The organism is Olleya sp. UBA1516 (assembly GCF_002323495.1).
Lineage (GTDB): Bacteria > Bacteroidota > Bacteroidia > Flavobacteriales > Flavobacteriaceae > Olleya.
In genome coordinates this window covers 1-12,128 of sequence record NZ_DCQO01000008.1, presented here as the reverse complement: position 1 = coordinate 12,128, position 12,128 = coordinate 1, and the positions used below count along the sequence as shown (strand labels likewise).

The 12,128-nt window shown below is 30.5% G+C and carries 12 protein-coding genes; 2 read left to right on the top strand and 10 right to left on the bottom strand.

Annotated features, from left to right (window positions below; translation table 11 throughout):
- Positions 1 to 85 precede the first annotated feature (85 nt).
- The 10 genes from B2989_RS04030 to B2989_RS03985 all read right to left on the bottom strand — a co-directional run bounded on the left by B2989_RS04030 (position 86) and on the right by B2989_RS03985 (position 9,392).
- A complete protein-coding gene (locus B2989_RS04030; protein WP_292944516.1) occupies positions 86 to 838 on the bottom strand; it encodes a DUF4391 domain-containing protein in 753 nt (250 codons plus the stop codon).
- 4 nt (positions 839 to 842) lie between these two features.
- Positions 843 to 4,043, bottom strand: a complete 3,201-nt coding sequence (locus tag B2989_RS04025) for a helicase-related protein (RefSeq protein ID WP_292944513.1) — start codon at positions 4,041 to 4,043, stop codon at positions 843 to 845.
- Between the two features lie 178 nt (positions 4,044 to 4,221).
- A complete protein-coding gene (locus B2989_RS04020) occupies positions 4,222 to 4,446 on the bottom strand; it encodes a hypothetical protein (protein ID WP_292944510.1) in 225 nt (74 codons plus the stop codon).
- Positions 4,446 to 4,715 carry a hypothetical protein gene (locus B2989_RS04015; protein WP_292944507.1) on the bottom strand — a complete coding sequence of 90 codons (270 nt, stop codon included), beginning with the start codon at positions 4,713 to 4,715 and terminating at the stop codon, positions 4,446 to 4,448. The genes B2989_RS04020 and B2989_RS04015 overlap by 1 nt, the downstream gene beginning before the upstream one ends.
- Positions 4,716 to 4,737: 22 nt before the next feature.
- Positions 4,738 to 6,075 (bottom strand): tyrosine-type recombinase/integrase, encoded by a 1,338-nt coding sequence (locus tag B2989_RS04010; protein ID WP_292944504.1) that lies wholly within the window; start codon positions 6,073 to 6,075, stop codon positions 4,738 to 4,740.
- A gap of 541 nt (positions 6,076 to 6,616) precedes the next feature.
- Positions 6,617 to 7,327 (bottom strand): aromatic aminobenezylarsenical efflux permease ArsG family transporter, encoded by a 711-nt coding sequence (locus B2989_RS04005; RefSeq protein WP_292944501.1) that lies wholly within the window; start codon positions 7,325 to 7,327, stop codon positions 6,617 to 6,619.
- Positions 7,328 to 7,768 carry a nitrophenyl compound nitroreductase subunit ArsF family protein gene (locus tag B2989_RS04000; RefSeq protein WP_292944499.1) on the bottom strand — a complete coding sequence of 147 codons (441 nt, stop codon included), beginning with the start codon at positions 7,766 to 7,768 and terminating at the stop codon, positions 7,328 to 7,330.
- 17 nt (positions 7,769 to 7,785) lie between these two features.
- Positions 7,786 to 8,763, bottom strand: a complete 978-nt coding sequence (locus tag B2989_RS03995) for a permease (RefSeq protein ID WP_292944496.1) — start codon at positions 8,761 to 8,763, stop codon at positions 7,786 to 7,788.
- A 36-nt stretch (positions 8,764 to 8,799) separates the two neighbouring features.
- Positions 8,800 to 9,036: a thioredoxin family protein gene (locus B2989_RS03990; RefSeq protein ID WP_292944493.1), complete on the bottom strand. Its 237-nt coding sequence runs from the start codon at positions 9,034 to 9,036 to the stop codon at positions 8,800 to 8,802.
- Positions 9,037 to 9,086: 50 nt separating this feature from the next.
- Positions 9,087 to 9,392 (bottom strand): ArsR/SmtB family transcription factor, encoded by a 306-nt coding sequence (locus B2989_RS03985; protein ID WP_292944491.1) that lies wholly within the window; start codon positions 9,390 to 9,392, stop codon positions 9,087 to 9,089.
- Positions 9,393 to 9,631: 239 nt separating this feature from the next.
- Here B2989_RS03985 and B2989_RS03980 point away from each other — a divergent pair, with 239 nt between their 5' ends.
- The gene (locus tag B2989_RS03980; RefSeq protein WP_292944489.1) at positions 9,632 to 10,777 is read left to right on the top strand and encodes an MFS transporter; all 1,146 of its coding nucleotides are present in this window, start codon (positions 9,632 to 9,634) and stop codon (positions 10,775 to 10,777) included.
- Between the two features lie 43 nt (positions 10,778 to 10,820).
- Positions 10,821 to 11,582 (top strand): helix-turn-helix domain-containing protein, encoded by a 762-nt coding sequence (locus B2989_RS03975; protein WP_292944486.1) that lies wholly within the window; start codon positions 10,821 to 10,823, stop codon positions 11,580 to 11,582.
- Positions 11,583 to 12,128 lie beyond the last annotated feature (546 nt).

The window sequence follows — 12,128 nt, the reverse complement described above, 5'->3', positions numbered from 1 at the left end:
GTCGTTGTTGTCAATTTTACTCATTCTTTGATTATATGATAATTTGTTAAAATTAAAAAACTATACCACTTTAGGGTCTAGTTTTTTAATATAGTTTTTGAGTTAAAAGCTGTTTATTTTTTTCAACCTCCTTTAACTTCATATTTAACCTCACTTTATCGCTAAATACCGTTCCCTTTTTAATTTGACTCTTAATGCTAATTATTTCCTTATCAAGAATTTCAATTTCTCTGAGAGCATTAGCATCTTTAATAACCTCTTTATTCTCTTTCACATTAAAACTTCCCGTTATAAGACTGGTTTCATAGAGATATATAGATTTTATAAAACCTTCATAAAAAGTTTTAAGATGTAAGGTGTTATAACTTTTTGTGTTTAGATGTTTCAAAAAGCTTTCGTTTATTTCATTATTTGAAAGATTATCAATCCAAGTAGAGGTGAGGACTTCATCAATAGTTCTCTTTAGACTGTCAGTTTGATTGATGCTTTTTTTTGCCACGGACACTGCAAAATTATCTTTTGATTCCAATAACAAAACCAGATGATAAGGCATATTTTTTTGTAATAGGTTAATCACCTGCTTTGTAAATTTGGTATCTATAAAAGCAACAGATATAATTTGAATTTCATCATAACTTTCTGTTTCTGAAATGTACTCTGGGATTGCGCTATTAAAAGGTTTGTAACTTGCCAGCCACCTCATTTCAGTTATAACTTCTTTTAGAATTTTTTTCTCACTTGTGTTAAGCGAATTGTTATTACTAATTGCAACTTTTGTAATCCTTTTATCTACTACGCATCGCTTGTCAATATTTAGTAACTTAATTAGATTTTCCATAATTCTAATTTTTAATTACTAAATATGAGATAAGCTCAAAGTCATCTAAAGAGCGTATTTCATCACTTAAACTTGCTGTACCGCCAGAGGTAAATAAACTAGCAATTCCTTTTTCTTCGTTTTTCCCTACAATTTCCTGCACAGCATTTTCAAGCAGCTTAATGTAGTCATCCATTTTTTTTCCTTGTTTGGTTTTATTTTTAAATTGATTTATCAAGTCAACAAATACTTCAGATTCGCTGGATGCTAATTTTTGATATATATCTAGAATCTTTTTACTTTGTGTAAAGCTAAATACTATTTTTCCTTCGTGGCTCACGTAGGTTAGGAAATAAGGATCTATGGGATTATGGTGTTCTTCTTTCTTATTTTTCTTTCTCTGTTTAAGACAAAAGATTACGCCTTCTTCTAAGCCTTCAATATTTGATTTAGTAACAGCGTGGATTCCATTTGGAGTTTGCTCGAGGATTGAATGGTTATCTTTTAAATATTCCATCAAGTCCATTTTGAAATCATTAAAAGTAAAATCTGTAATTGAAATACCTCCGTGAACGTCTTCTAAGTCGACAACTTCAGTTTGCATTTGTTGTAATTGTTTTCTTCGATAATCTAAATCGTTCATTTCGCCATTGTCTTCAATTACATTTTCTTCTCCTGTAGCTGAGATGTCTAATAGAACCATACGACCACTAACTCTTGCTTCAAGATTAATATATTCATCCAGCTCCATATTTGGCCAGAAATTAACAAGTTGTATTTGATTGTTGACTGAACCTAAACGATCTATACGTCCAAAGCGTTGAATAATTCGAACTGGGTTCCAATGGATATCATAATTAACTAAATAATCACAATCTTGCAGGTTTTGACCTTCCGAAATACAGTCTGTTGCGATTAGTACATCTATTTCTTCGGTCAAATCTGGATACACTTTATTACGTTCTTTTGAGCGAGGAGAGAAATTGGTCAGTAATTCATTTAGGTCAGTCCTAATGCCTTTCATGGTAGTTTTATTAGTTCCAGAACCAGTAATAAGAGCAGCATTTAATTTATGTCTGTCTTTTGCCCACACACTTATTTCCTCATAGAGATATCGAGCAGTATCTGCAAAGGCAGTGAAAATGATGACTTTTTTATTTCCCTTATTTAGCGGCTGATTAACTTTTTGGTGTATTAGCTCCTTTAACTTTATAAGCTTTGCATCTCTTTCTGCATTTATCGTTTTTGTCTCGCTTGATAATTTACTCAAGCGCATTTTATCTTCTTCTAAATCTTGTTTCCATCTAACTAAATCTAAATCTTGAATAAGTACTTTTACCTTATTCCCGATTAAGAAATCATCAAGTGTTGGGTCGTCAGTATCTATATCTTCAATTGATAATTCCTCATCAGAATAATCCTCATTATTTTCAATTTTATTTAATAAGATGTTGATTTTACCTAATAAATTATCTAGTGTAAGCCCAAAAGAATTAATAGAGCTCTCCATTCTCTTGAGTAGATTAACCCGCATTAAATGAATTAAACTTTGCTCTCTATCCACTTGTTTAAATACACTACCTGACTCTAATGTGAGGTCATAACTTCTATTATATTCATCTTGTTTATCTGGTCTTACATATTTAAGAGGAGAATATGCGCTAAGGTTTAATTTGCGAATTTCTCTGTTAATGTCTTGCAAAGAAGAAAACTCTTCTAATACATCGATATTTGATTTTACGTTTTTAGGAAGTAGTCTTTCTGGAAATTTCCCGATATTCTTCAAATCATAGTATCGTTCAATGTGTTTTCTTGAACGAGCAATTGTAATTAAATCAAGTAATTTAAAATAGCGAGCATCGAGAGATTCTAAAAGTTCAGAAGATTTTTTATCTTCATTTGGATTTTTGAGCCATTTGTTAAATTGAGTTTGGGCAATTTTCATTACCGTATTGATGTTATCAATACCGTATTCTGAAAATGCTGTTTCCTGTCCTTCAGTAATAAAAGCTACTTGGTTTTTTAAATCGTTCATCCTGTTATTAACAGGTGTAGCAGAAAGCATCAAAACTTTAGTTTTAACGCCAGCCTTAATAATTTGATTCATCAATCTTCCATAACGAGTTTCTCTATCTCTCCGTGGATTATTATTTCTGAAATTATGAGATTCGTCGATAACTATCAAGTCATAATTACCCCAATTAATTGTTTCTAAATTAATCGCTCCCGATAACCCTCTTTCTCTATTTAAGTCAGTGTGATTTAAGACATCGTAATTAAATCTATCATCCGCTAAAATATTTCTTTTATCATTTAGTGTGTAAACCGTCCAATTATCACGCAGTTTCTTTGGACATAAAACCAGTACCCTATCATTTCTTAGCTCATAATATTTTATGACAGCTAAGGCTTGGAATGTTTTACCTAAACCAACACTGTCGGCAAGAATAGAACCTCCGTATTTTTCAACCTTATCTATTGTTCCTAACACTCCGTCTTTTTGAAATTTATATAGTTTATTCCAAACGAGTGTATCTTTAAAGCCGGTCTTAGTTTTTATGATTTTTTCTTCGTCAAGGTCAACTAAATAGTCTTTAAATATATTGTAGAGTGTAAAGTAATAAATGTAAGATGGTGTGTTGTCTTTATAAGCAAGTTCTAATTGAGCTAATACTTCCTTTTTAACATCAGCCATTAAAGCATCATTATTCCAATTCTGATTAAAAAAATTCAGCATTTGAGCTGTAACTTCAGTATCATTAGTTACAGTATTCATTGTGATTTTATCGTTGGGGGCAAAGCCTAAATCTGATGCCGAAAGGTTTGATGTAGATATATTAATTCCCGTGGCTTGTTGACCTTCTAAATGTATTAAGTTGGTGCCTATAACACCAGGCATTTTTGTAGATTTAATTTCAACCTTTTCTTGAATCCATTCAGCACATTCTCGAGCTATGTTTTGTAGATTTAACTGATTTTTAAAGCGGAATTCATATCTATCACCATTTATGTCGGTGTTTTTATCTGAAAAAAGTTGACGGTCATTAAAGCTAAAAAGTCCAGAGCTCATGATGAGTTTCAAATTATCAATTTTTGACAATTCATTTTTTAATTCATGAAAACCAAAAATGGTGAAATAAGCAGCAATTATTGATACTTTGTCATTCTCTTTAATATTCTGAATTAATGTCTCTCCTAATGATTTTTTAGTGTATATGTTACTCATATTATTAACTTAATCTGTGATTGTTAAAACAACGCATAGGCTTTCTAACAGCTTGATATAAATATCATACCATTGTAATTTTCATTTATAAATTTTTCGGGAAATTTATTTGTTAAAAATAGAAAATAAAAAAGCTCCTACAAAAAATGGAGGAGCTTTAAAATAACATGCCTAAAATTTATCTTTCTAAATCAATATTCTTAGATTTTGAACTTTTTAGATCCTCAAGCTCTTGTGTTCTTGATTTTACTATTAATTGCTTATGCTCGCGCTCTCCATCTTTGAGTCCCTGAATATAATCAATGGAAGAAGTGGTGCTTAAAATTTTTTCTAAAAGTTCGGGCTTATGCTCCTTTAAAAGATAACCATCGTTGAAACCCTTAATATATTTTTCCATATTCATTAGAATGATGATTTAGTATGTGATTTTAAATAGTCCAAGATAGAGTCGTAATCATACAGAATGATTTTCTTTTGTGGCTGAGAAAAAGTAATCTGTCCCTCGTCTCTTAGTTTTTGAAGTGTCGTTTTACTTTTAATATTAAGAACTTCCATAGCACGTTCAGGTGATATCCACTTGTCGTGTGTGATATTTTGCTTTTCTTTTAAGCGCTCTACAACATCTTCTATGAGCTTATAAAAGGCTTCATCTTGTAAACAAATTACTTCCATGTGTTAAAGATAAAAAATTCTGTTAATTGATAACTGCATCAAGAGCATCATCTGCGTCCTTATTTATGAAGTTGGCTTGATAACCAATCGTTGTTTTTAAATCGGTGTGGCGGTAGAGTTTTTGTAACATTAAAGGATTAATCTTATCGCCAGCAATATTACCAAAGGTATGTCTAGCAATGTGGTTTGATAGGTTCTTGTCAATTTCGCATTGTGATGCAATACGTTTCAAATATTTATTAAAAAGACTTGTTGCGTTTCGTGCTTTTACAAAAACGTCCTCTGGGTCTTTTTGATTTGCTTTCTTGAGAAACGGAAAGACAAAATCTTTTTTCGATTGCTTATCATTCTTATAATAGTCTATGATAGTTTGAGCCTTGTCTGTAATTTTAAGACTAACTGTTTTGTCATTTTTATTCATGACGTACATAAGTCGGTCATCAACAAGGTCTGACCACCGCATCATAAGAACATCTGAAATTCGTATCCCTGCGAAATAGTAGGAGAAGAGCCAAACGTTTTTAGTATGCCAAATAGGACTATCAAATTCAGCTTCAAGGTTTTCTATTTTAGTTACTTCTTCTTTGGTTAATCCAATTTTGAGACTGCTTTTAATTCTGATTTTTTCTTTGTCTCCTGCAAAGGGATAAAACTTCTCACTAGCTATTCCTTCTTTAATTGCATTGTTATAGAGTGTTCTAATAAAAATTAATTGATTTGTAAGTGTTCGCTCTTTATGATTAAGGTAGGTGCTACAAAATGATTTAAACTTATTAATAAATGCCATATCTACATCTGAAAAATAGAGCGTCTCATCTTTTTCAAAGCTCTTTATTCCTAACATAATTGAGGTCTTCGGGTTCATGCCCTTTTTGTGACGAGACTTTCTGCGCTCCTTTATACCATCAATGATACTTTGTTTTGAACCCGTTTCGGTGAGGTTCATAAACTCTTTAATGTTATAGAGGATTGAAAGTTCAGACCGAGCAACTGAAAATGTGCCTTTATCATATTTACCTTTTACTCGCTGTGCACCATGCTGGAAAAACGATACATTCTTACCTTTTCGTTTTACTTTCTTCTGTATTTGTTTTGTTGAAACCATCTCATTATTTGAAGTGGCTTCAAGCAGTGTGTCGTCGGCTTCAGCGAGTTTCTTTAAAAGATAGTTATTGAGCCTTGCAGAGTTAGGATGTGATTTTTTCACCTTACATAAAATTGGGTCCCAATCCTTCTCTAAGATATATTTACCTGTAAATATATATCGAGGTTTACGGTCTTTAGTAATACGGAGCGCAATAGGATATTTGTCATCTTTCTTTTTGTAGTGGTTCCAAAGGAGTATCTTTACTGTAGCCATTGTATATAGGGTTTTCAGGACTATAAATATACGCAAAGGTTTTGAGTTGTTGTAAAACATTTGTAAAACATTTAGTGGTTTTACATGGTTTTAAGTGATTTAGCAAAATAGTTAGTTTGCTGATAATTAGGTAAATAAATACATTTGAAACCATATAAAACCATATAGCGTAAGGCTCATAACCCGAAGGTCACTGGTTCGAGTCCAGTTCCCGCTACTAAGCAAAGCTTCATAGAAATATGAAGCTTTTTTTATGCACTTACGTTTGTACTTTAATTTATTTAATTACGATGTTATATTATTCTCTGTTACCTTTATACAATGCCTTTTAAGCGTTTTTAGGAAGGCTTTAGTGCAAGTGTCATACAATTTTGTATCCATCCGTTTTAAGACCATATATATTACTAAAACAAGTAATAAAAAAAATAATTACTCTGTTCAAATTCTGCTATAATATATAACGTTAATGATAAGGTGTTGAACAATTTTATCATTTATGAGTATAATTTTTAAAATTAAGTAAGCTCATTGCAGGATAACTCTAGTATAGCAATCCTAAAAAAATGGCAACATAATATAGACCTGTAATTATAAATACAATACCTGCAACTGTGCGCATTACCTTTTCAATTTTCGTAATTCTGTTATAAAACATACCTACTTTTCCAGCTGTAAATGCCAAAAGATAGGTGAAAAGAATGACTGGTAATCCTGTTCCAAAAGCGAATACAATTGGCAAATAAAGTCCGTCTGCCGATGCAATTGTCATAGGTATTAACATTCCAAAAAATAACGCGCCACTATAAGGGCAAAATGCCAATGCAAAAACAACACCTATTAAAAAAGAGCCTAAAAGTCCCTTGTCCTTAAATTTTTCAGATAGTTTTTCTTGAAAATTTAATTTCCCTAAAAAATTGAGTTTGATAATATTTAGCATAATCAACCCAATGATGATTAATAAAGGACCTAAATATTTTTCTCCATTCTGATTAAAAAATCTAGCTATATGGAATTTACTTGCGCCAAGATATAATATCAAACCAATTGCAGTATAACTAAACCCTCTACCTAAAGAGTAAAGCAAACCGCTTAAAAACACTTTCCGTTTACTGGAAATATTTTTAGAAATAAATGCAGTTGCAGTTATATTGGTAGCTAAAGGACACGGACTAATGGCTGTCATTAATCCAAGTATCAATGCCGATAACATGGGGATGTTATAATTCTCTAAAAGCGATTGTAAAAAATCCATTTAGAGCGTTTTTAATTCCGTATCTATTTTAGCTTTCAATTCTTTAGAAAAAACATCTTGGTCATTTCCATTCATAAAAGCAAAATCCGTTAGATTTATTTGGGTTTCTTTTCCGTTTTTAATAACGTTTAAGATTAAAGAAGTTCCTGATGCTTCAAATTTTTCGGCAATCTTTTCCTTTTCCTTTTCATCTACATTAATAACCTGAAATGTAATTTTATCTGTTTTCAATTCCTTTGCAAAATAAGTGTTCAACGTGTATTTTGTATTGGCTTCAATTGCATTACAGGTCATACATCTGTGTGTAGAGTGAAAGTCTATAACTTCAATTTTTGAAATGGATGTATCCACAGAAGTTGTTTCGTTTTTATTTTGACTGTTGCAAGATGTAAGCAGTAGACCTATTGCTAAAACTGTTAAAAATTGGATCGTTTTTTTCATTTTTATTGTTTTAAGGATTATAATAATATGTTGAATAAATAGCCTGAAATGATAATGCAGAGCGTAACAACACCAAAAAAGATAGCAATTAGTTTTAGGGTCATTACTTTTTTTAAGAGCATAGCTTCTGGTAACGAAAGTCCAACAACTCCCATCATAAAGGCAATTGCTGTTCCTAACGGAATTCCTTTAGCAACCAATACTTGAACTACGGGAAGTATTCCTGATGCGTTAGAGTACATTGGCACAGCTAAAATTGTAGCAATTGGAACAGCAAAAAGATTGTCCTTGTCCATATATTGTTCAAAAAAACCTTCTGGAATATAACCGTGCATTAATCCACCAATTGCAATTCCAATAATTACATACGGAATAATGCCTTTCAGAATTTTTAAAACTTCTGTCCAAATAATTGGTAAGCGTTGTTTAAATGTTTGTTTTTCTTCCTGAAATATATCTTGATCTCTTTGAGCGTTTTCTAAAACCTCTTTTACCCAAGGTGTTAAATAAGTTTCTAACTTTAATTTTTGAAGAATTACACCAGAAATAGTACCTAATAAAACACCACTAACTACATAAATTATGGTTGTTTTAACACCAAATAAGCCAACAAAAAGTCCAATAGCGACTTCATTTACCAATGGAGAAGTAATTAAAAATGAAAAGGTGACACCTAATGGAATTCCACCTCTTACAAAACCAATAAATAATGGTACTGATGAACAAGAGCAAAAAGGCGTTACCACACCAAAAAGACTTGCCATTAAGTATTCTAAACCGTATAATTTATTTCTTGATAGATAGTTTTTGACCTTGTCTATAGGAAAGTAACTGTTTACAATTCCCATAAAAAAGATAACCACAAAAAGCAGGATTAATATTTTTGTAGTATCATAAATAAAGAAATTTAAGGCTTCAGCTAAATGCTGTCCTTTTTCTAAATTTAGAACGCTGTAAACAAACCAATCTGCGATATTTTGTATCCAATCAAACATATATTAAATTATTAGTTTTCATTTACACAATTAAAACTATTGTAAAAGAGCCAATACTTCGTCTTTTGATGGTACTCTTCCTTTTATGGTAATAACATCATCTACCACTAAAGCTGGTGTTGTCATTATATTAAACTTCATAATTTCCATAATATCCTCAACTTTTTCAATGGTTGCATCAATGTTGTTTGCAGACACTACATCTTTTACTACACCAGTCATTGTTTGGCATTTTGGACATCCTGTCCCTAAAATTTTAATTACTTTAGTCATAATATTTGTATTTGTTTATCGTAAATAAACGATAGGTTTATTAAAAAATATCAATCAAAAAATTGTTGGAATAAAGATTTTGCAATCTTCCAGTTTTCTTTATTGATACAGTACTTTATTTTTGGAGGTTTTAATTCTCCTTGAATTAAACCTGCGTTTTTTAATTCTTTTAAATGTTGTGAAACTGTTGATTGAGAAATTGGTAATATATCAACCAAATCTCCAGTAAAACAACAAGATTGATTTTCAAGATGTTTTAAAATAGCAATACGAGTAGGGTGTCCCAATGCTTTGGCAAATTTAGCCAGAGCTTCAGTATCTTCCTTATATTCTATATGTTCTAAGCTTCTTTTCATAGTTCTTATCGCAAATATACGATAGGTTTTTGAGTTGTAATGTGACTTTTGTCACATTTGACTATTTATTTCAGCAGAAGGTCTTTTTCTCTATTTAGTTTAGTGGCTAATCAATTAACTTAATCATTAAAAAACATGCATTATATTTTATAATAATAGTTTTAATCAATTTCCATTTTTGTATAGTATGTTAGAAAAGAGGTAAACACATTAGATAAAATTAGTTTGAATTTTGCAACATGAATAAAATATCAAACTTCGGAATTTTTACGCTACTATTTGTTAGTAGTTTAACCATAATGGTTGGAACCGTTATTGCTCCTTCATTAACAGGAATTGTGGAACATAAAAATTTAGGTTTTTCACCTAGTTGGCTTATTACCTTACCTTCTTTAGGTGTTGTTCTTTTTGCGCCTTTAATAGGAAGGTTACTAAATACTTTAGGCACTATTAATCTACTATGTTTAGGACTAATACCTTATGCTATTTTAGGTTTTGTTGGTGCATTTATTACTAATGATCTTATATTAATTTTTGATAGGATTTTACTAGGTGCTGCAACCGTAGCAATTCAAGTATCGGTAACAGCTTATATAGCAGATTTATTTACAGGTGAAGCAAGAATGAAAATGATTGCATGGCAAGGCATGTCTATAGAATTAGGAGGCGTTGTGTTTTTAGCTGTTGGTGGCCTTTTGGGCGAAATAAATTGGCAATTGCCATTTTACATTTATCTTTTAGGTATACTGTGTTTAATTTTAGTAAGTGTAGCCTTGCCAAAACCAGAAAAATGGTTGATAGTTAAAAATGATGCGCAAACAACAACACCTATTAAAAACATTAAAGTAAGACTAATTTTCATAGCTTCGCTTCTAGCAATGATGTTATTTTTTGTTGGTTTTGTTACATTACCACTATACTTACCAGAAAATTTTGGTTTTAGCGAATCTCAAACGGGTTATCTAATGGCTTTTATCTCTGTAATTGCAATTATAACCGCTAGCCAAATGCCTAAAATGGTTCATTTTTTTGGAGATGGAAAGACTGTAGCTATCGGTTTTTTGTTTTTTATGTTGGGTTATTTTGTACTAACAATAGCCGGAAGTTTACCATTTTTAGTGCTAGCCACCATTTTTATAGGTGTCGGATTTGGGTTTACAATACCATTATTAAATCATATGATGCTTGAAGCAAGTACAATACAAAATCAAGGTAAAAATTTAGGTCTGTTTTCAATGGGTGTTTTTGGTGGACAATTTCTTTCAACTTTTATTGAATATCTTTCAAATAATTATACTGTAATTTATGCAATAGCATCAGGTCTAGCTTTAATAATAGCAGGTTTTATTTATTTTATATTTCAAAGAGAATTAAATAAAAACTAATCAAATAAATTCTTCTTACTTTTGAGGTAGACTTTAAAACTAAGTGAACAAAGCATCCTTAAATAAAAAGATTCAAATCATTGAAAACTATGGAAGTAACTCAGTATTACTTTCAGAAAATTCTATGGGTATTTATTTTGAATTTAATTTAGAAATAAATTTGAAAATTTACTTTAAACCATTAAACGAAGTTTTTAATAAGGAAGGATTTACAAATAATCAGGGCATTTTATTAAATTTTGAACGCGACCTTATAGATGAAGATGATATTGAGTATGCATTGGATGTGTTTTCACTTTTTAATAAATATCCAGAATTTGAAATAACTGAAGAATCAAAAATAAAACAGATAAGAAAATTATTTCTATTACTCGAAAATGAATTTTATAGTAGTGAAATGTCATACGTAATGCTTAAAACACTATTGAAGGTTTTGTTACTGCACTTAATTAGGTATCAAAATAATAAAATTTTAGAACAAGATTTAAACCAAAAAAGAGTGTTTCAGTTTTTGGAATTAATGGAGACTCATTTTTTAGAAAATACAAATGCTAATTTTTATGCAGAAAAAATAGGGATTAGTTTAAAGCGATTAAATCAAATTTTAAAAGGTAAGTTAGATCTAACAGCAAAGCAGATTATACAGCAAAGGCAAATTACAGAAGCCAAACGAAGATTAGTTAGAAGTGAGATTACAACTAAAGAGCTAGCTTATAAATTAGGTTTTGATTCAATTAGCAGTTTTTCAAGATTTTTTAAAAAACATATAGGTGTCAGTCCATCAGTTTTTAAACAAGAACGTTAATTTAAAATTATGACGTAATGCATTAACTTCTGGAATTGCCATATGGTTTTTAGTAATTATTACTATCCTTTTTATGTATAGTTTGTAGATTGGGCATTACTAAATACAAAGCACAATAAGCAAACATGTAACGTCTAATGTTTTTTATCCAAAACTGACGATTTTTTAGTAAGCAGTATAAATAGCATTCTGTTTTGTTTTTAAAACCATGCATGATTTTTTTTTTAAAATTATTGTCAATGTGCTTCTGTATCTTTAGTTCTATGATTTTAGTAATCAAGTTGGAACTATCAATAAATTATATACAGTATTAATCATAGTGTTTTATCAGTTTTCCATACCATTATTATTTAATTCGTTTCGTTTTTTATTCCTTTTTATTATTAAGAAAGATAGTAGTATTCCAATTATGATTGTTAATGTCGAGTATAAAAAAAAGGATTTCTTAATAAATATTGAGCTATAAATGGATTATCAGGTTTTCCAGTAAAAGGCAACAAGTAAAGTCCAACAGCAATTGTTTGTCTAGTCCTGAAATATGGCTAC